21 protein-coding genes and 1 riboswitch are annotated in these 20,264 nt (G+C 41.3%); of the genes, 12 read left to right on the top strand and 9 right to left on the bottom strand.

Translation table 11 applies throughout. The features are described 5' to 3' along the window. Window positions 1–90 precede the first annotated feature (90 nt). The 3 genes from AC0MXB_RS02635 to AC0MXB_RS02625 all read left to right on the top strand — a co-directional run bounded on the left by AC0MXB_RS02635 (window position 91) and on the right by AC0MXB_RS02625 (window position 3,722). On the top strand, window positions 91–1,323 hold the full coding sequence (locus tag AC0MXB_RS02635; RefSeq protein WP_474038027.1) for a radical SAM protein: 1,233 nt from the start codon (window positions 91–93) through the stop codon (window positions 1,321–1,323). After that, window positions 1,324–1,656, top strand: a complete 333-nt coding sequence (locus AC0MXB_RS02630; protein WP_474038026.1) for a hypothetical protein — start codon at window positions 1,324–1,326, stop codon at window positions 1,654–1,656. Between the two features lie 227 nt (window positions 1,657–1,883). Beyond that, on the top strand, window positions 1,884–3,722 hold the full coding sequence (locus tag AC0MXB_RS02625; RefSeq protein WP_474038025.1) for an APC family permease: 1,839 nt from the start codon (window positions 1,884–1,886) through the stop codon (window positions 3,720–3,722). Window positions 3,723–3,786: 64 nt separating this feature from the next. Here AC0MXB_RS02625 and AC0MXB_RS02620 read toward each other — a convergent pair whose 3' ends face one another. The 3 genes from AC0MXB_RS02620 to AC0MXB_RS02610 form a co-directional block, all read right to left on the bottom strand. After that, the gene (locus AC0MXB_RS02620) at window positions 3,787–5,346 is read right to left on the bottom strand and encodes an aldo/keto reductase (protein ID WP_474038024.1); all 1,560 of its coding nucleotides are present in this window, start codon (window positions 5,344–5,346) and stop codon (window positions 3,787–3,789) included. Window positions 5,347–5,416: 70 nt separating this feature from the next. Beyond that, window positions 5,417–7,426 carry a ribonucleoside-triphosphate reductase, adenosylcobalamin-dependent gene (gene nrdJ, locus AC0MXB_RS02615; RefSeq protein WP_474038023.1) on the bottom strand — a complete coding sequence of 670 codons (2,010 nt, stop codon included), beginning with the start codon at window positions 7,424–7,426 and terminating at the stop codon, window positions 5,417–5,419. Window positions 7,427–7,629: 203 nt separating this feature from the next. After that, on the bottom strand, window positions 7,630–7,893 hold the full coding sequence (locus AC0MXB_RS02610) for a LysM peptidoglycan-binding domain-containing protein (protein ID WP_474038021.1): 264 nt from the start codon (window positions 7,891–7,893) through the stop codon (window positions 7,630–7,632). 420 nt (window positions 7,894–8,313) lie between these two features. Between AC0MXB_RS02610 and AC0MXB_RS02605 the strand changes: the two genes are divergently transcribed. Further along, the gene (locus AC0MXB_RS02605) at window positions 8,314–8,838 is read left to right on the top strand and encodes a hypothetical protein (RefSeq protein ID WP_474038020.1); all 525 of its coding nucleotides are present in this window, start codon (window positions 8,314–8,316) and stop codon (window positions 8,836–8,838) included. A 108-nt stretch (window positions 8,839–8,946) separates the two neighbouring features. Here the strand turns inward: AC0MXB_RS02605 and AC0MXB_RS02600 are convergent, their stop codons facing one another. Next, window positions 8,947–9,177, bottom strand: coding sequence for a hypothetical protein (locus AC0MXB_RS02600; RefSeq protein ID WP_474038019.1), 231 nt, complete (start codon window positions 9,175–9,177; stop codon window positions 8,947–8,949). 290 nt (window positions 9,178–9,467) lie between these two features. On the opposite strand from AC0MXB_RS02600, the gene AC0MXB_RS02595 reads away from it, so the two are divergent. The 4 genes from AC0MXB_RS02595 (at window position 9,468) to AC0MXB_RS02580 (ending at window position 11,777) form a co-directional block, all read left to right on the top strand. Continuing rightward, a complete protein-coding gene (locus AC0MXB_RS02595) occupies window positions 9,468–9,638 on the top strand; it encodes a hypothetical protein (protein WP_474038018.1) in 171 nt (56 codons plus the stop codon). A 38-nt stretch (window positions 9,639–9,676) separates the two neighbouring features. Next, window positions 9,677–9,841, top strand: a complete 165-nt coding sequence (locus tag AC0MXB_RS02590; RefSeq protein ID WP_474038016.1) for a hypothetical protein — start codon at window positions 9,677–9,679, stop codon at window positions 9,839–9,841. A 188-nt stretch (window positions 9,842–10,029) separates the two neighbouring features. Then, on the top strand, window positions 10,030–10,743 hold the full coding sequence (locus AC0MXB_RS02585; RefSeq protein ID WP_474038015.1) for a DUF421 domain-containing protein: 714 nt from the start codon (window positions 10,030–10,032) through the stop codon (window positions 10,741–10,743). Between the two features lie 242 nt (window positions 10,744–10,985). Continuing rightward, entirely contained in the window at window positions 10,986–11,777 is a 792-nt protein-coding gene (locus tag AC0MXB_RS02580; RefSeq protein WP_474038014.1) for a hypothetical protein, read from the top strand. 79 nt (window positions 11,778–11,856) lie between these two features. Here the strand turns inward: AC0MXB_RS02580 and AC0MXB_RS02575 are convergent, their stop codons facing one another. After that, entirely contained in the window at window positions 11,857–12,564 is a 708-nt protein-coding gene (locus tag AC0MXB_RS02575) for a Bax inhibitor-1/YccA family protein (protein ID WP_474038012.1), read from the bottom strand. A gap of 208 nt (window positions 12,565–12,772) precedes the next feature. Here AC0MXB_RS02575 and AC0MXB_RS02570 point away from each other — a divergent pair, with 208 nt between their 5' ends. After that, a complete protein-coding gene (locus AC0MXB_RS02570) occupies window positions 12,773–13,270 on the top strand; it encodes a hypothetical protein (protein WP_474038010.1) in 498 nt (165 codons plus the stop codon). 258 nt (window positions 13,271–13,528) lie between these two features. Here AC0MXB_RS02570 and AC0MXB_RS02565 read toward each other — a convergent pair whose 3' ends face one another. Next, a complete protein-coding gene (locus tag AC0MXB_RS02565) occupies window positions 13,529–13,684 on the bottom strand; it encodes a hypothetical protein (RefSeq protein ID WP_474038009.1) in 156 nt (51 codons plus the stop codon). A 211-nt stretch (window positions 13,685–13,895) separates the two neighbouring features. Next, a riboswitch (ZMP/ZTP riboswitch) is annotated at window positions 13,896–13,978 on the top strand. A 70-nt stretch (window positions 13,979–14,048) separates the two neighbouring features. Here AC0MXB_RS02565 and AC0MXB_RS02560 point away from each other — a divergent pair. Together AC0MXB_RS02560 and AC0MXB_RS02555 are read left to right on the top strand one after the other, a co-directional pair. Beyond that, a complete protein-coding gene (locus tag AC0MXB_RS02560) occupies window positions 14,049–15,293 on the top strand; it encodes an L-lactate MFS transporter (RefSeq protein ID WP_474038007.1) in 1,245 nt (414 codons plus the stop codon). 105 nt (window positions 15,294–15,398) lie between these two features. Next, window positions 15,399–15,629: a DUF2164 domain-containing protein gene (locus AC0MXB_RS02555; RefSeq protein ID WP_474038006.1), complete on the top strand. Its 231-nt coding sequence runs from the start codon at window positions 15,399–15,401 to the stop codon at window positions 15,627–15,629. Window positions 15,630–15,641: 12 nt separating this feature from the next. On the opposite strand, the gene AC0MXB_RS02550 is transcribed toward AC0MXB_RS02555, so the two are convergent. Continuing rightward, on the bottom strand, window positions 15,642–16,178 hold the full coding sequence (locus AC0MXB_RS02550) for a hypothetical protein (RefSeq protein ID WP_474038004.1): 537 nt from the start codon (window positions 16,176–16,178) through the stop codon (window positions 15,642–15,644). Window positions 16,179–16,375: 197 nt separating this feature from the next. Here AC0MXB_RS02550 and recD2 point away from each other — a divergent pair, with 197 nt between their 5' ends. After that, window positions 16,376–18,604: an SF1B family DNA helicase RecD2 gene (gene recD2 / locus AC0MXB_RS02545; protein ID WP_474038003.1), complete on the top strand. Its 2,229-nt coding sequence runs from the start codon at window positions 16,376–16,378 to the stop codon at window positions 18,602–18,604. On the opposite strand, the gene AC0MXB_RS02540 is transcribed toward recD2, so the two are convergent. Both AC0MXB_RS02540 and rsgA read right to left on the bottom strand, forming a co-directional pair. Continuing rightward, window positions 18,579–19,034: a gamma-glutamylcyclotransferase family protein gene (locus tag AC0MXB_RS02540; protein ID WP_474038002.1), complete on the bottom strand. Its 456-nt coding sequence runs from the start codon at window positions 19,032–19,034 to the stop codon at window positions 18,579–18,581. The two genes, recD2 and AC0MXB_RS02540, sit on opposite strands and share 26 nt — an antisense overlap. Window positions 19,035–19,125: 91 nt before the next feature. Further along, window positions 19,126–20,214 (bottom strand): ribosome small subunit-dependent GTPase A, encoded by a 1,089-nt coding sequence (gene rsgA / locus AC0MXB_RS02535; protein ID WP_474038001.1) that lies wholly within the window; start codon window positions 20,212–20,214, stop codon window positions 19,126–19,128. Window positions 20,215–20,264: the final 50 nt, after the last annotated feature.

The raw sequence follows: 20,264 nt of genomic DNA, 5'->3' as shown, positions 1-20,264 counted from the left end.
AAAAGTATCTAATTGGCTGCACCTCTAGTAGATTGGCCGAATAAAAATAAATAACCCAGCTTAAAGGCAAAACCAAAGGAGTGGTTCTTCTTGTTCTTTTGCTTAAATAAAGATTGTCATCTCGTGGTCGGTCAACAGCGCGGCGCCATCTATAACGTCAAATCTGGCAAGGTTCATTCCATTAGCCCTGCCGCCGTATCGCTCTTAACAGGTAGTGAAAGCTCATCTCAAACTATGGTTTTATCTGCGGCCTTACTAAAAGAAAACGAACTCCAGTTTCTTGACCATCTCATTTCACTGGGCCTCGGCTCCTTTTACTATCAGCAGCCTGCCCTCGACTGGCCAAGCACGGAACCAGTTCAGACGCAAACCCTTGATTTTATCTGGCTAGAACTAACGGGAATGTGCAATAATCGCTGTTTGCATTGCTATGCCGACAGTTCACCCGAAACAGTCACAGAACTTCCGCTCAATTGTTGTGAACAAATATTAAGGGAGGCTTTTGCAGCCGGCGCTCGTTCCGTTCAACTGATTGGCGGTGAACCCTTGCTTTATCCCCACTGGCGCGAACTAGCTCTGTATGCTAAAGAACTCGGCTTTGAAATCATTGAAATATTTACAAACGCTACGCTAATTACGGAAAAAGAGATTGCTTTTATCCAAGAACAGAAGTTGCAAATCGCCACAACACTCTATAGCGATAAAGCTGCTATTCATGATCTAATTACACAAAACCCTGGCAGTTTTGAACAAACTCTCGCCGCAATAAAGAGCTTACTAGCGGCCCATGTGCCCCTACGTATTGCCTCTATCTTAATGAAACAAAATGAAACAGAGGCCGAAAATATTATGAAGCTTTGCGCCAGCCTTGGCTTACCCCCCTCGCCACCTGACGTAATTCGCCCGACAGGCCGCGGCAATGATCAAGCCATCCGCCCGAACCATCTCACAACGCCGCCTATTCAGCCGCCGTTTTTTACGGACCCATTGGCTTTTAGCCGCAACCAAACCTACCATACCTGTCTAGCCGGAAAAGTAGCTATTACCGCCATGGGTGATGTAATTCCCTGTATTTTTGCTCGTGAACAAATTTTAGGCAATATCCATTCAGAATCCCTCTCATCAATACTTTCTGGCGAAAAACTACAATCCTGCTGGCGTCTCACCAAGGATAAAATTGAAAAATGCTGCGACTGCGAATACCGCTATGCCTGCCATGACTGCCGCCCCCTAGCGCAAGCTACAGCTGCCACTCCCCATTGGCTTGCCGCACCTAAGAACTGCCTATACAACCCCGCATTGGGGATTTGGGAGGAAAAATAAATGTCTGACGAACGAGATTTTTGGCAAGAAGGCGAACTGGAAATTGAAGACCTAAAAGAACTAGATGATCGTTTTGAAACGCCTGCTGATTTTTATGATGAACCGCTTCGCATTTGTTATCCCCACAATTGCTATCCGCGGCCTTGTTACCCCCGTTCTTGTTATCCGCGCCGCCCTTGTTACCCTAATACCTATTGTTTCCCCAACACACCTTGTTCACCCAATACCTATTGCTATCCGAACCGCTACTGTTCACCACGGATGACTTGCTGGCCTAATCACGGCTGCAATCCTCGCTATTGCTACCCCAACAGCTGCTATCCCAGACGTTAAATACAGATACAGGAAAATGCACCAGCTCATCTGGTGCATTTTTCAAGAAAAAGTAAGAGATTGGTAGCGAATGCGTTAAAAGAAATGTCATAGGAACCTTTTAGGCTAAAATGCTTCTTATTTGCGAATAAATAATAGCAAATCCGTCTAAAACAAAGCTTTCATTCTACAGCAGTCCTTGTATAATTAAGTTCTGAGTTATATTTTTCTTGGAGGATGATTCACTTATGATGCACTTTTTGCGTCGCCTGCTTATTGGTCGACCACTGCACAATCAAGAAATGGTGCATGAAAAAATGCCAAAATGGAAGGCCTTGGCAATCTTCTCTTCTGACGCCTTGTCTTCCGTGGCATACGGGCCAGAACAGATTATGTTGATCTTAGCTTTGCCTAGCATGATGGCTTACGGCTTCATCGGGCCCGTATCTATCGCTATTTTAGTCTTACTAGCAATCGTAACATTATCGTATGTCCAAGTGGCAAAAGCCAATCCTGGCGGCGGCGGCTCCTATTCCGTAGCGATCCATAATCTTGGCGAATGGCCGGCTCTTACCGCAGCGGCAGCGCTCTTCGCCGATTATACGCTAACTGTAGCCGTAAGTGTTTCAGCCGGAACAGCGGCCATCATCTCCGCCTTCCCCGAACTTTCAGCCCACGAAATTTCAATTGACTTATTTGTATTATTTTTTATTCTCATGCTTGTGAATCTTCGGGGAGTCCGTGAATCTTCCAGTGCCTTTGTCATTCCGACTTACGCCTTCATTATGGGTATTTTTATTTTAATTGGCGCTGGCATCTGGCAATCTCTTTCCGGTCTTGGCCCAACAATTCCGCCAGAATCCTTGGAAAGGCAGCTCAACTTCCCCGTATTTTATTTGCTACTACGAGCCTTTGCTAACGGCTGTAGTTCGATGACTGGTTTAGAGGCTATTTCCAACGGCGTTCCGATGTTTAAAGAACCTGAAGTAAAAAATTCCGCTAAAACGACTTATTGGATGTCACTGATTCTTGGTGTCATGTTCCTCGGAATTTCCTATTTATTAATGCATTTTCATATTCTTCCCCTTGATGACGTAACCGCTTTATCACAGATTGCGGAAAAAACCTTTGGCCGCGGCTTTTTCTACTATTATATTCAAATTACAACGATGCTCGTTCTTTATCTTGCTGCTAATACTTCCTTTAATGGTCTGCCGCCGCTGTTATCGATTCTCGCTAAAGATGGCTACATGCCCCGCTATCTGGGAACACGCGGTGAAAGGCTTAGCTTCAGCAATGGCATTATTCTGTTAAGCATCGTAGCTGGCCTGCTTATTGTCATCTTTAATGGCAATACAGAAGATCTGATTTCACTTTATGCCATCGGCGTATTTCTCTCCTTTACCATTGCGCAAAGCGGCATGGTCGTTCATTGGAAACATGAACAGGGCTCCGGCTGGATTGTGAGAGCTATTTTAAATGCCTTTGGCGCCATAATCACCGGTATCGTAGTACTGATTATCTTAGTGACGAAATTCTTCTATGGCGCCTGGATGGTCATCGTGTTTATTCCGATCATGATGTTCGTCTTCAAAAAAATTCGTCACCATTACAATGATATGGCAGAACAGCTTCACTTGCCTTCTAATGAAATTGAAGAAATTTTCAATACGCCTATCGGGAAAAATATGGTCATTGTCCCCATTGCCTCACCGACGCGAGTCGTAGCCGAAACGCTAAAATACGCTCGTTCCATTTCGGCTGACGTAACAGCGTTACATATCGCTATTGACGAAGAAAGCGGTCAAAAGGTCGAGAAAAAGTGGCGGTCACTCAACTTAGATATCCATCTAGTTACCGTCTATTCGCCCTATCGCCTCGTAATTCAGCCGCTTATTGATTATGTAGCCAAACTAGAAAAAGAAAAGTCACCGGAAGACTTTATTACCGTACTCATTCCCGAATTCGAAACAAAAAAAAGCTGGCATCGACTGCTACACAATCAAACCGGCTGGATTTTACGTACTTTGCTAATTTTAAAAGACAACGTCGTTGTAACAACCATTCCTTATCATCTAAAAAAATAAGCGTAATCATGAACATTTATGAAAAAAGCGCTCCTAATTACATTCTGGATAGGAGCGCTTTTCGTTATTCCCCAAGAAGCGCTAAAGAATCAAGATCTATTTTACTAGTTGCTTCCTGCAATTTCTGCCAACTTACCTCACGTGGCGCTACGGCAACTGGCTTTTTTAGGTCTTCAAGAACATCTTCGACATAGGTAGCCTGCCGCATACCAACAAGCACGGAGGTCACGCCCAAAGTAGAACGAATCGTCCGCAAAGCAAGCTGACTTAAGGACGCCGCTTCGCTCCAATCAGGGTCAGCAGCAGCTAAAGCTGCTTTATCAAGATTCACTCGCTGTTGTTCTCTCCCACGATAATAAGCAGCAATATTTTTAAATAAAGGATTTAATTGCGCCACATAATCATCAATCCAGCAAGTTAATTCCTGGTTTAAGGCGGAGCTTTTCAATAATATATCAATCGACGTCTGAATCACCGGAATAAAATAGGAATGATTCACATCCTGCCAATGCCAATAAGAATCAAAAGTATACCAGTGTTTTTGCAACACTTCACCAGAGTTCAATCCTTTAAATAAAGCTGGATTGGCAAGATCATGATCAGGTAATACTGTAATGAATTTTCGCCGGAAAACTTCCTCGAGTTCCATTAATGCCCGAATCTGCTCAACAAGGAGCTCTATATGTCGAAAAGTTTCGCCAGAAAGTTCTGTAAGCCGACAGATCGAGTCACCTTTCATCGCGTTAAGTGGTCGGTTAATCAGAACAGCTAGTTCCTGTGCCGCTGCAAAACTCAGAAGCGACTGACCACCAGGCTGATTTTTTTCTAGTATAGCGCCAGGTTCATAGATGTTTAAGGGAAATTCGATAACTTTAAAATGATGAGTAGGAGCAATTTTTTCGGCAATTTGCCAAATATCGCTTAAAGACACCGCTTCATAGGCGTCAGATGGCGTCGGAAAATCGTTGGAACTAATCCCATAGCAACCAATCCGACCAGCAGCGACCTCCTGTTCTAAGTAAATAAAAGCTGCCTCAATCCGCCGCAAAAATTCGCTTCTCGCTGCGTCTTGTTCCATCCCCTGTTCTTTCGCCCACAAAAAAAAGTATTCCGGGTTATGGAGCAAATAGCAGTCAATGACAGATAGATTAAGTCTTGCAAGGCTTGCCGCGATCTGGTCTCGTAAAAAATCAGGATGGATCGAGTGCGCCAAAGTTTCGTTAAAAACGAGCACTTCCGGCGAAATGGGATTCCCAGCCGCCTGCCCTTCCTGATAGCGTACTAAATTACTGCCTTGCAAATAACCACCTTTCGATACGATCACAACTTCGTCTCTGGCAAGTTCACCAGAGTTCGTTAATTCCGTAAGAACTTGTCCAATCAACTCTTCCGACTGGCCATCTGTATAATTTGCACTTGTATCAATCAAATTAATGCCGCTCTGCAGAGCCACCTTCAGCGCTGCTTTATGGCTTTCTTCGGTTAAAAACAAGCGATAACTGCCAAAACCGGCTTCGCTTACCACAAGCCCGGTATTCCCCAAGGAACGATAGGCTAACTCCTTATGTTTTTGTGCATAGCCTGCTGTGCCTTGCGGGGTTGCCTTGGTCTGTAGATTTTCCAAAATACTACCACTCCTTTATTAATCTCCCCCTTCATTATAAGGCCCCAGCCTTTTTCCAGCAATCAAATTACTACTTTATGGGACAAGCGCCGTTTTGACACTCTAAATCACCATGACCGACAGTGCCATGATGCTGTGAAAACTCAGCAAAAGACAGCCGTTCATAGGGCGCCTGCTGCCGGCTTTCATCAATCATAATTGTCGTACCCTTTAGCCGCGGTAAAAAGGACAATAGTAAGCTCTTTACTTCTGAGGAAGAAAGCGAGTGCGGCGGAATGTTGGCAGTAAAACTAATGGCATTATCGGCATAAACATCTTGAATCATGGCTTGAACACTGAGCATATCGGCAAGATGAATTTCATTTTGTTGCTCAACCATATCTTCTATATCTAATCCCGCTGCCTCAGCAATTTCTACCAGGCGGTCTTTATAGTAAAATTTGACAACTTTCGTAGTTGCTGAATACATGTCCTGCTCCATGTCACTCAGGCTAAAAGCGTCTAACTCAGGATCATTGGCAGCATAACGCACACGGCGAATCCCATAGCGCGTATAAATCGGCTGAATCCCAGTTGTTTCACCTGGCAACAGAGCAATCGTTCCCGTCGGTGCAATTGTCGTTACTTTGACAGGCTCGGGAATTCTCAGGCAAAAAGCATAATCGCGCGCCGCCTGTCGCACAATCTGATAATATTTTTTCAAGGATTGCATCACATATTGATTATAGTGAGACTCAGAATATTTAATACCGTTTTGAATGAGCCAAGTCTGATAGCCGAAAAACCCTACGCCAATTCGCCGATTTTTGGCGACTACCGCCTGTTGACGCTGATTTAAAATATCGCCAAAAGTATTACGAATTAAGAACCTAGCCATAAGCCGAAAGGCTTCTTGCCGTTCCTGTTCGTCACTAAAAGCCGCTAGATTAATATGACCTAGGTTACAATTTTCAAAACCTTGTAAGGCAATTTCACCGCAAGGATTCGTACTTTCGATGAGTTCAGGCTCTGTTTCACCTACTTGCGATAAAGAGCGGTTCCAAAATCCCGGTTCCCCTCTAGTCATCATCGCCTCAACAGCTCGATCCAGAACTAGCCGAGCATGAGAATTGCCCTTTTTCCATGCAGCAAAAAAATCATCATCAATTTCAACAGAAATATTCGTCGTCCAATGGGACGTTTCATCAAGCTTGCAATCAATAAAAGTCAAAATGTCTTCGTCTTTCCAAGATTTCAGACTCATTCTAGCGCTACGTCGCACATTACCAGAAATTACACAACGAGCAATAAGATGGTCAATTTCCATAAAATCAAGAGAATTCAATTTTTGCCCTTGTTTGCTATTGAGCAATTCTGCCACATCATAAAGCATGACAATGAGTGGCAAGGGCCCTGAAGCAATCCCGCCAAACCCTTTAATTCGAGATCCTTTCGGTCGAATATTAGATACATCGAAGATCAACTCAACTGCTTCATCGCCGGTTTCCCAAAAAGCATCAAGCAGATTTTTAAGAGCCTCTACCCAGCCTTCACGAGAATCATCAATCGTAATGGAACCAGTCCATTCCGGCGAATAAGTCAGTGACATCTTGTCTTTAATGTCACTGTAATCAGGATGACTGCGATCACAAACAAGATGCAGATTCACCTGGCGCTGTACCGGATTATATCGTTCGACATAACGATTCGAATAGTTACTGCCCACACCGCCACCTTTGCACAATTCATCGAATAAAAAAGTAAAATGCTCTGAAACAATTTCTGTCCAAGAGCTATTATGACAATTAAATAAAAACTGCCGTCCTGGCACACCAGAAACCCATAAGCTTCGCCCCGCCGGAATTGCTTTGAAAGAATACATCATATCAAAAAGCTTTTCCGCTTCGTCCGGCTCTATGTAACGACTTGGTACTAAACTGCAATTCCCATTGACCACTCGTAAAACAGTTTCCGGCCAAGTTTCCTTTTCGCCATTCGGCTTAATCCTCGAATAGGTTCGTTCATACACGGCTTTGCCTAAAACGCCAAATTCTACTGACTCATTCAACTGCTGAAGTTTTTCTTTATCGATGATCAACATAATAATCGCTCCCGCTTACAATTTACTAGTTAGCTTTCGAAAAAAGGCAGACATCTATAACAGCCTCTCCAATCACTATATATTGTATTTTAACACATTTCAAGCACTATATATAGTGTTTTGTGGTCTTGTAAAAAAATAGAGACAAAAGGCACAGTCCTTTTGTCTTGTTTGCAATACAGCGTTTTGTAATTAGAAAACCATTAAGGAAAAGGTACTTTGAGTTGCTGGCCAGCCATGATTTTTCCGTTACTATCTAAGCCATTTATACTACATATTAAAACAATGCGCTGTCTGATATCTTCTCGTTCTGTAGTATACCGAGCAGCAATGGTCCACAAGGTATCGCCCTGCGTCACAGTCACTGTTTCATAACGTAAAGCAGCTTGTTTTCCCTGGATTGAATAAGCATGAACAGAACTTACAGCCATGAATAATAAAAGAAAAACCCATAAGAGTTTACGCATTCAAACCCCTCCGAACGTTTGTTTGGTTTTAGTTTATCATAGAACAGGTGTTCGGTCAAACAGAAAAACCATCGCCAAAATAAAATAACCGCCCTAAATAAATAGGACAGTCAATTTTATTCACAGCATATAGTAATCATGCTATAATGGGAAAAAATAATTTATCTAATGTCGCGCCTACTCTTTTTCCCGCTTTTGTGTTAAAGTTTTCAATGAGTCGCTAATAGTCCATAAAAAATATAATTGCAATAACGTAGTAACAATATAAAAAGCCAATAAAAAAAAGTCTTCAAAATCTAACGGATACATACGTGGACCAGCTCCCTTCTGTCTATCATTTCATCATAACGAGTAATTATGACAAATCAATGACAAACGGACGATGCGGTCGCGTCAATTTTGCTTTAGGAGGCTGTCTATGTGATTGAATTGTTTTTAATTTTACTGTTTATCGCTGCCGCAATTTTAGTAAAAATGCGCATAGAATTAGAAAAAATTGATGATGTAAAATATGCTATGAACAACTTTGCTGTAGAAGCTGCCAGACTCGTAAAGACAATTGATCATTTTACTCCCGCCATGGTTGCTGCTCTATCGCTAGGCGGACAGACTATAGACGGCTATATTTACGCAGATACAGATACAGGTACACTTTGCCTTGTAAATAAAAAGCTACGTTGGAAACTCGTAAAAGGTCATGAAATATTAGATGTGGCAATCGTAACAGATGATACGAGTCAAAAAACGAGTAAAGACTATGTGGAACATGTTCATGTAATTATGCATCTTAATGATTTAAAATATCATACGGTTCGGATAAATTGTCTGCCTGTCAGAGCGAAAAAAAATTCTTCTAGCTATCAACAAGCTTTAGCCACAGCAACGCAATGGCACGGCATGCTACAATATTTGAAACAGGCTGAAGAAGAATATCGCTTCAATTAAAAAGCCAATGCACTTGCTAAAATAACAAGTGCATTGGCTTTTATTCTTATATGCTACAATGACTATTTGATGGAAAGCTTCGTCTATTGATTCGTATTAATACTTAATTTACTGCCTACTGCGTGAAGGCGCAAGCTGCCTGCCCCAGCCTTTGGCTTGCTCTTTCAAATAAAGATCCAATTCAGCAGGATCCATGCGAACCGTTTTCACTTCAGCTTGTCCATAAACCCTTCGGTCGCGGTGAGTAAATCCTGCTATTTTCGTCACCTTACGGTGCATCTCTGCTTCAATAGTTGCCGCTTTAAGTAAACCGCAAGTTTTTCTGTCAAGCATTTTCATACGCCAATCACTCTCCTAAATTGTTGTGTGATCATAACAGAAACTATTCAAGCATATTTTTTTAAGACAGTTGCTATTATCACAACTCCCTCTATAATTACTATAAGACTTTTGCTGGATTTAGTCTATATGTAATTTGTTAATTTGGCGTAAATTTGTAAAGAACCTAAAATAATAAAAACGATTTATCTGTCTTATTTAATATTTTGCGAAACCGCCTCAGCCTTATTGACATTTATGCTCAAAATACGACATAATATTTATTGTCAGAAAGAAAGCAGGTGAGTTCTGTGGAAAAGAAGAAGAAAAACCTAACAACGATCATTACCTATTTTACGAAAGATGGCCGTCGCACAACAGAAAAACTTGCTTTCCGAAAAATCGTCCACTGCTATGATGCTGGAAGGAATTTAATTCACTCTAGTTTAAGTATACGCTTTTCTTTGGAAGACGAATGGTAGTCTTGCTAGCAGGTTATGCTAAGCGAGAGGTGATAAGCATGGATAAGAATGAAACCGTGGAGCAGCAAGCAGCTAAAGCCAATGCATCTGTCGGTTATGGACCCAATAATCCAGAACCCATTCAGTTCAAGGAAGATCAGAAAAAACCACCAAAAGACTCTTTAGAAGCTGTTTCTGAATACATTAATCGCGATCGAAATTAAAGTTGCATTTCCTAACTAGATAGTGTATTCTATCTATGGGGATGCTACGATGATTCGTAGTAGTGGTTATAAGGCGGGACAAAAGCGGGAGCAGATCGGAAAAAGCTCTCGCTTTTGTTTTTATAAAAATATGGTATAGCAAAACTACGATACTCTTATCCTATAAAAAATGGATAGGAGATTTTTTTATGGAACAAATCCTCCAAATCATCGCTACATTATGCCGCACGCTATTTAGCTATATCTTTTTGCTTTTTCTTACTAGAATCATGGGACGAAAGCAGATTACCCAACTTACCTTCTTTGATTATGTAACAAGCATTACCATTGGTTCTATTGCCGCCGCAATTGCCATTGGTCCTATAGGTGATTTTTATCTAGGCGTTCTTAGCCTATTCGTTTGGACTTGTAGCATCATGACGACAAATTATTTAACGAAACATAGCGTACCTGCCCGAAAACTTGTTGAAAGCTCCCCTGTTATGGTGATTTATCAAGGGAAAATCCTGGAGGAAACTCTTGGCAAAATGAACTATACCTTAGATGACCTCTTTATGGAGCTGCGTAATAAAGACATATTTGACCCTACTGAAGTAGCTATTGGCATATTAGAGCCAAACGGCCAGTTAAGTGTCAAAAAGACTTTTCCAGCCTCGCACGTAACCAATCAGAACCTTGCGCTATCAGAATCGCCCAAATTTCTATCCCCCTTTACAGGGCTCCAACTCATCACCGATGGCATTCTCATCAAAGAAAATCTGCGTCAAAGCGGTTTATCGCTGACTTGGCTGCTACAGCAACTTAAAGTCCAAGGGCTAAACGATCTGACACAAGTAAATACAGCCCTGATTCGCTCTGATGGATCTCTTTATTTTGATAAAAAAAGAGACCCCTTGCCTTAACAATAAGCCTCTTATATTCAATAGTAAAACTTTTTTGCTATAATATAAAATTTTTTTGACATAAAAAGGCATACTCTGTTTTTTATTTAGGAGATTCTGATATATAATTAAAGGTATTCCTAAGATTTGATATAATGTGTTTAATAACATATTGAACACATTTTCACTTCGTTAAGCATGAACATTACAATTTGCCAAGCTACAGTAATGCTTTATAGTTTGGCCTAGGAGACGCGAACTACATGAATCATCTTTTTGCCACTTTGTTTTTATTAGCTTTTATCCTCTTGTTAGTCGGCCTCATCTCGCCATCAGCGGCACTTTTCTGGGGAAAGACCAAAACACGCAAAGCTGTCATTATACTCTACGGACCTATCTTAATTTGCTCACTAGCTCTCGCCGCTTACTTCAGGCTACAGCCAGCGCCCAGTGATGCGACTGCTCCAATAAGCGCAGCAACAGACGTGGCGCAGCAGCAACCAGTCTATAGCTTAGGGTCGGACATAACAACTTTCGAAAAAAAATATCCTAAAGCACCTGTTTCACGTGAGTGGATCACGCAAAATCTATATGAAAATCGATTTCTTATGGCAGTAGGCGGCAACCGATTGGTACCCGAAAAGGTCGATAGCATTCGTGTTGTCTTAGAAAAACGCACTGCCGATTGGCAGCTTACCACTCCCTTAGAATATCCCGTAAAAGACATTACGACAATCAATCAAATTATTACAGAACTAGCTCCGCCAGACAGCCAGCTAAAGCGAGAAAAAGCCTATCAGATTACATCTTCCGGTACTACTCATGTCCATTATAAAATCTACCGCCAATATGAAAGCAACTGGCTAGAAGAAAACTTTTCAGCAAACCCTTCGCTGAAAATAAGTAATAAAAAAGCATTTACAGTCATTATTAATAAATTACCGGAAGGCTATCAAAGCGTTACCCTTGACGTAAATCCCATTGAATGGGAAGATATTGATCGAGGTGTTCACGGTCCTGATGGCTGGCAGGAAATCGAAAGCCCCAAAACGTAATAACCTAGTTTACAAAGAAAAAAGGACGAGCCAATGGCCCGTCCTTTTCCTTTATCCTATATCCTGAAAACAGCGCTCTTTACTCGTCTTTCAATTTGCGCAGCAGATTCAATACTTCAATATACAACCAGACTAACGTTACCAATAGACTAAAGGCGCAAAACCATTCATATTCTTTGGGCAAGCCTTGACGAACGCTCTGGCTGATCTGCTCATAATCAATAAACAAATTGAGCGTAGCAACACCGACAATGATCAAGCTAAAAGCAATACCGACGATGCCCCCCTGATGAATCATAGGGATACGGATCCCGAAAAAGCCTAAAACAAATTCAATCAAATACGTCACAGCGATTCCCATCGTCGCCATAAAGACACCGCGCATAAACTTATCGTTGACCGTTACATACCCACGGGCATAGATCACAGCCGCACTAATGGCAAGACCGAAAGTAATCATGACGGCATTGAGTACGATGCCGTGATACATTCTCGCAAACATAGCCGAAACAGCAGCTAAAAACATGCCTTCTAGAATTGCATAAAGAGGCGATAAAAAACCAGCCCAGGAAGGCTTAAAGCTAATTGCCATTGCGGCAATAAAGCCCATAATCGCAGTAACAGTAGCTGTAACAGGCGTTGCATAACCGCCTAGCCAAGTAACAAGGGCCGAAGCGATAACAATAGCGACAAGAAGCATACTTTTTAATGCGACACCCGTATATGTGGCAGTCTCACTGCCGTATGCTGGAAGTTCTCTTACTTTTGAAAGAATTGGATTTGCCATAAAAATCATCTCCTTTTAAGGGTTTGATTTATATTATACCATAGAGTAATCCCCTTGCAGGGAAAGAAATAGAAAAATTTCTCCATAATTAAAATTCTCAACTAATTTTATCTGGTAAATTTCTCGGCTAAGTAATGACAAAATCACTTTGCGGGTGTATATTTTACATGTGAAATACATTAGAGTAAAAATAAAACGAGGCCTAGCTATGAAAAAAATTTTCCTAATTCTTCTTATTACCCTTTTTACCAGTAATTGTTTCGCTGAAGACGTATTTATCGCCAACGAAAACGGCTATACAAAATATTTGCGTTCTGAAACAGCAAATGCAAAAGTACTGCCAAAAAGCGATCAACTCTCAACCTTTGAAATGACTTATTCTTTACTTTTAGTACCTGATAAACCCACGTTAGACACGTTAAAAAACCAAACATTAGACAATAAAATCGCCTATAAAAAACAAACCTTTATCTTTAAATGTTCCTTTAACAAAATCCAAAACCAATGGAACCCCGATGGGACTCTTTGGATCACAAATGATGAAATATGGGGCGGTGCTCCAACAGCCCTATGTTTATATCAATTACAAGGTAATATGCCTGCCGGTCCTTATTATGGCGATACCCCCGAAGCCAGCACCAACCGCAATACAGTCATTGCAATCTACAATTATATTGTTTCGCATAACTTAATAACCTACTATTAAAAAGAAAACTAACCTGACTAAAAGCTTCCCAAGATTCCTGGGAAGCTTTTTTATATAGACTTGACATTTCATTTTTATGTGTTATGATATAATTACCTGATTTCATATTATCTTATTATAGTCGCCTGCATTAATTGCAGACGACTTCTTTCTATTATAAAACCTATTATAGTTACAATAATCGACTCAAAATAACCGATATATCAAAAGAAAAAGAGTGGCTCTGCCACTCTTTTAGAATACACTAAATTGCCATTACTATTTAAGCTGTTCTTTGACCATTTCGCATACATTAGGCCACTTCGAACAAAGTTCTTCTCGCAACTTTATTCCTTGCTCCCGCTCTTCTCGGTCATCAGAATTCAGTAAAGTAACCATTTCATTCCAAGCTTTATCCACCTCAGATAGCTCCATAATAAATCCCTCTCTTAATAAAATTATTATGCCAAATAGATTTTACATCAATTGTATTTATTCCTTCTTGACAAATATTATTATCCCTAATCTTAACAGCTCCGCAATAGGAGCTCTTTTATTTTCCCCCTCGTCCATCGTATTTTTAGCAGTATTTTATCTTGACACCTTTTTTCCCTGTTGCTATAATGAGCCTGTAATAAAAAGTTCATAGGCTATGCAGGACTGACGGATAAGTGGAAATGACCACATGTACTGCAGAGCAAAGATAAGCCGACCGTCTGGGCAGAGAGATTCATGCCTGGACGGTTTTTGCGTTTTGGCAGCATCTCTCGGATTTTTTTCTTAGAAGGGATGGATTTATATGAGAAATCGCTGGTTTATCGCTCTTGCTGCTGTGGGAATTCATATTTGTATTGGCAGCGTCTATGCTTGGAGTGTATTGGTTCGTCCAATTATGGCAACCCAAGGCTTTTCCTTGAAAGAAACAACCTGGACATTTTCATTAGCTATTTTGTTTTTAGGTTTATCTGCTGGACTTTTAGGCAGTTTCGTAGAAAAATACGGTCCCAAAAAGAGTGGCCTCATCGCCGCCGCTTTCTGGGGTGCAGGAATGTTCGGCACTGCTTTGGCTCTCTATCTGCATAGTTTGCCACTACTGTATTTGTTTTACGGCGTAATTGGCGGTATTGGCTTAGGCATTGGATATATTACCCCTGTTTCAACACTAGTCAAGTATTTCCCGAATCATCGGGGCTTTGCCACGGGCCTTGCTATTATGGGCTTTGGTTTTGCTAGTTTGATTGCCGGTCCTTTAATGCAGCGATTAACGACAGCCTACGGATTAGTAGATAACTTTCTGGTGCTAGGCATCATTTATATGATTGTTATGGGACTATCGGCTTCCTATTTAAAAGCTCCCCCAGAAAAGCCAATTAATAATCCTGTATCACCGAAAAATTCTTGTTTACAGCGAGGCTTTACGGAAAACGAAGCTTTAAAGACTTGGCAGTTCAGTGCTTTATGGTGGATTTTTTTCGTAAATATTACTTGCGGCATCGGCCTTTTAGCAGTCGCATCGCCCATGGCCCAAGAAGTTGTCGGCATGTCTCCTGCCGAAGCAGCCTCATTAGTAGGTATCATTGGACTATTTAATGGCGCAGGCCGTATCTTTTGGTCAACGATTTCTGACTATATTGGCCGCGGTTATACTTATGTACTCTTCTTCGGTTTAGAGTGCTTCGCTTTCTGGAAGCTTGCCACAACGGCAGATGCTTTCGGATTTGAAGTACTAGTTCTTCTCATTATTACGTGCTACGGCGGTGGCTTCTCCTGCATGCCAGCCTATCTCAGCGATATCTTTGGCACCAGAAAACTAAGCGCCATCCATGGTCGGATCTTGACTGCCTGGGGAATGGCCGGTGTCGCTGGTCCCTATGTCGTGTCATTACTTAGAGAATCAACCAGCGGCTACACACTGACCCTATATTTCTTCGCCGGATGTTTTGTTATTAATTTAATCATTGCCTTCTTCTTAAAACACTATGGCGCTCGTCATACCGTTACAGCAATTACGGCAAGACAATATTCGGCCGAAAATCCTTCATAAAAAATTATCAGCCAGCGCCAAAAGCGCTGGCTTTCTTATTACCAATCTTTTTTTCTGAAAAAGGCAATGCTATAATGAACCAAAACTTAAATTCGAGGTGCCATCATGATTAAGCTTTCTGACGAATCAAAACAAGTTTTACTAAGCAGCATCCAAGAATTCTTTTTGAAAGAACGCGATGAAGAAATCAGTTCTTTTCAAGCTTCGCTGTTTTTGGATTTCATTCTGAACAATGCCGGTGTGTATATTTATAATCAAGCAATTTCTGATGCCCAGCAGTTAATGTCACAAAAGGTGGAAGAACTTTTTTCGCTTGAAAAACGCATAACGAATTGATCCTGTTAAAAATCACTGATAATAATGTGCGGTTAGATCAACCAAACAATCGGAAAGTAAGGACATAAATTCTAAATAAGAAATTCCATCGGCCTGTACCGAGAAAAGATATTTGCCAGTTTTCCAATGGGCGACATAAGAGTGATCTTTCATTTTTGCGATACTGATGGCAGTGTCATTGATGTGCTTTTCTTCCCAAGTTACACTATAAATGCCACTAATATCATCGCCAGAAAAACCATCTTGTTGTGCTGTACGAATACGAAGTTTAGAATTTCTATCGCCTAATCTTTGAAACCTTACATCTGCTATTTTCTTACTAATTACAGAAATAGAGTCACAGCTATATCCAGATATCTTAGGGAGATACAGCGGCGTAAAGCCAATTGTATTGATCATGTCTTCATAAGTCTGATATTCAACAATTGGATTTGGCATACCAACTAATGTTTCTGTCGGCGCAGCAGCGGCACTGCAAAGTCCGCTTGCACTCATTATGATAGCTGTCATTGCCACCAAAAAGGGCTTCTTCTTACCTTTGTTACTCAATGAAATCACCTCATAAAATGATAATAAAATACAGGAATATCTAAACTCCTCCAGAAGTGTTCAAATATACTGTCAGTAAAGGAATAAAGATCATATTGCAAAGCCTTGTATTACTTATTTTATGTCTTTGGACTTTTTCCTCCCTGCTGCTCTTTTTCAATGAACCGTACTTTCTTATGAAGTGAGGCATTTTTTTAATGGCAGATATCCCTACAATAATTCCTACCGATTCTACTGAAGAAAAAGTATTTCTCAGCGGAACCGTAGAACGTGTTACTTTTCATAATGACGATAATGGTTTTTGCGTCCTGCGAGTAAAAGCAAGGGGCTTTCGCGATTTAGTAACTGTTGTCGGACATGCTTCCACAATCACGAGCGGCGAATTCATTGAAGCCATCGGACTATGGAAAAACGATCCCCAATACGGGCTTCAATTATCTTGTATTTCTTTAAAATCCATGCCGCCTACTACGTTGGAAGGCATTCAAAAATATCTTTCCTCTGGCCTAGTTAAAGGGATTGGTCCTGTTTATGGCGAGCGTTTAGTCAACTGTTTCGGTCTAGACGTTTTTACCGTCATCGAACAGACACCGCACCGTTTACGAGAAGTTGATGGAATCGGCAAAGTCCGCAGTGAAAAGATTGTGAAGGGCTGGGATGCCCAAAAGAAAATTAAAGAAATTATGCTTTTTTTATATTCAAATGGCGTTGGCACATCAAAAGCTGTTAGAATTTATAAAACCTATGGCGATAAAGCGATTTCTCTGATTCAGGAAAACCCCTACCGTTTAGCGCAAGATATATATGGGATAGGCTTTGTGACAGCTGATACAATTGCTCAGAAAATCGGTGTTGAAAAAAACTCGCTCATTCGTGCCAAAGCGGGAATTCGTCATGCCCTTTTCGAAGAAGTTTCCAACGGCAACTGCGCCTACCCCAAAGCCGCTCTGCTGCCCCAAGCAGTAGAATTATTAGAAATCCCGCTTGATATCTTAGAACAAGCCCTTATCGAAGAAATTGAGACACAAGGTATTATGGTAGATACCATCGGCGACGAGGAGTGTCTCTTTATCCCCAGCCTCTATTATTATGAAAAATATATTGCCGAACGAATTGTCGCTGTCGCCTCAGGTTCGCCCCTATGGGGTGAAATAAATGCAGCTACTGCAATTCCCTGGGTTGAAGCGAAATTAGGCATCCAACTGGCGGGGAATCAAAAAAAAGCCATTGCTACAGCGATACAGTCTAAATTTATGGTCATTACTGGCGGCCCTGGTGTAGGAAAAACTACGATCGTAAATTCTATCATCAAAATTCTCAATGCCAAGCAACTACAAATCCTCTTAGCTGCCCCAACAGGTCGAGCTGCGAAACGCCTCTCAGAATCTACCGGCCTAGAAGCCAAAACCATTCATCGCTTGCTGGAATATGATCCGTTAGAACATCAATTCAAACGAAACGAAATGAATCCGCTCGAATGTCAACTGTTGGTTATTGATGAAACATCCATGGTAGATGCCCAGTTAATGAATTTCCTGCTAAAAGCTGTACCGCAAAACGCTTCGATTATCCTCGTCGGCGATGTAAATCAGCTTCCTTCTGTGGGCGCCGGACAAGTCTTAGCTGACATTATTGATTCTGAATGTGTGACAGTTGTTACATTAAATGAAATCTTTCGTCAGGCCAAAACAAGTAAGATCATTACTAGCGCTCATGCGATTAATAGCGGCAATATGCCTGATCTCTCGAATCAGCTTGACGGCGATTTCTTTTTTGTTAGCTCGGAAACCCCAGAAGATACTGTACAAAAAATCATTGAAATTGTAAAGTACCGCATACCAAAACGTTGGCACTATAATCCGATCACTGACGTTCAAATTCTCTGTCCGGCTAATATCGGCGGTATTGGCGCTAAATCTTTAAATATTGAACTGCAAAAGGTACTAAACCCTCAGGCTACAGAAAAAGTAGTAAAATTCGGGATTCCCCTCGCCACTGGCGATAAGGTGATGCAAATTCAAAACAACTACGACAAAGAAGTCTTTAATGGTGATATTGGCTTTATCACTAGCATTGACACAAGCGAAAAAGAGCTGGCAATTCAGTTTGATGATCGCACAGTAATTTATGATTTTGACGAACTAGATGAAGTCGTTCTTGCTTACGCTTGTACCATTCATAAAAGCCAGGGCTCGGAATATCCGGTTATCGTCATCCCAATCATGATGCAGCATTTTATGATGTTGCAACGCAATCTCATCTATACAGGAGTCACTCGCGGCAAAAAACTAGTCATTCTCGTGGGACAAAAAAAAGCCTTAAATATTGCGGTTAACGGCAAAAAGCATAACAAACCGCGTTATTCAAAGCTTAAAGAATGGCTTGTAACCTTAAAAACTATTACAACGAATCCACTTTCGCTTTAGCATTTTTCACTGCCTGTTCTAACACCATAGTATTAAGGCCATGATCCCGATAACCTTGCCGAATCATTTCAAGATACCGTTCATGCGGTAACGCCGGCATGGCTTCATACTCTTCAGCCATTACATAAAGCATGGCTTCCTGCTCGCCGATCTTAGTCCCTACCGTAACATTTTTCTTTTTATACAGCCTTGGATATCCCTCATAACGATCAAGAGCCTTTTCGCAATCTTGCGTAATATGCCAAAGGACAACCGGGACAACGCCCTCGCTTTGCCGTTCCACATTAGCAACACCGTTTTGTTTGCCGCGAAAAGTCAAAGTATAGCCTGTTAGCGCACCCGTACCAATTACCTGAGCATTCGGACAACGCCGCTTCATTTGCTGTATATTCATATTACTGCCATAAGCAGCATATACTTTGGCTTTCATGCGCTTTATTCTCCTTCCTTATCGCCAAGATAATCATTGAGGTTCATTCAGCTTTGCGACGTTTGCAAAAAAGCATCTCCAAAGAGATGATTTAAAAGCCACGCCGTCTTTTATTTTTTTCTTTGACAAACTCTCGTGCGTTTTTCACGCCGCCCATTTGCGCAAACATAGTCGTACTCTTTTCCTGTTCAATCTGCTTTGAAGTTAAGCCCTCATACTTGGCTTCTTTTTTCAACTTTAAATAATTAGCAAGCCGTTCTGCCGACAGCAACCCGTCTTTTATAGCCCTTTGTACTGCACAGTTCGGCTCATTAGTATGAGTGCAATCATGAAACTTGCACTTTGCTTTGAGCTCGTCAATGTCGGCAAAGGCTTTCGTAAAATCAGCGCTCTCGATTCCGATTTCTCTCATTCCTGGGGTATCAATAACAACACCGCCACTTGGAATAGTGATCAATTCGCGCCTAGTCGTAGTATGCCTGCCTTTATCATCGTTTCTTATCCCTTGGGTTTGTAGCACTTTTTGGCCTGTGAGTCTATTGATTAACGTCGACTTTCCCACACCGGATGAGCCGATAAATGCAATGGTTTTACCACTAACGAGATAGCTTTGCACAGATCCGCAACCAGCCTCAATCAAACTCGAAGTAACAAGCACATCAACCCCACAAGCAACCGTATTAAGCTCTAACAATTTTTGTGGTAGATTATCACATAAATCAGCTTTCGTAAGAACAATAACCGGAACAGCTCCACTATCCCAGGCAATGCCAAGATAACGTTCTAACCTGCGAAGATTATAATCATTATTCAGTGACATACAGATAAACACGGTATCAATGTTTGAAGCTACAACTTGCTCCTCATTTGAACGTCCCGCCGCCTTTCTAATAAAAGCGCTTTTCCGTGTCAAAACCTGATGAATAATGGCATTCCCTCTAGTATCATCATTTCGATCCAGCATAACAAAATCGCCCACTGCCGGGTAATCAGATACCGCGCGGACATCAAAACGAAACTTTCCGGCAATTTCTGCTGTTAACTCACCGTTCTCGGTTACTACCTTGTATAAATCTTTATATTGGGCAATAATGCGCCCAACATAAAAACCAGAATATAAACTAGACTCAGTAATAAACCGTTGACTGAGCCCCATATTTTCCATATCAATTTTGCTCAATTTTATATCCTCCAAAAGTTTGTGAACTCAGCTTTTGGGAGGTATATACA

Source organism: Pelorhabdus sp. sgz311001 (genome assembly GCF_055901755.1).
Note: the sequence above shows the minus strand (reverse complement) of the source record. Positions and strands in the feature narration are given on the sequence as shown.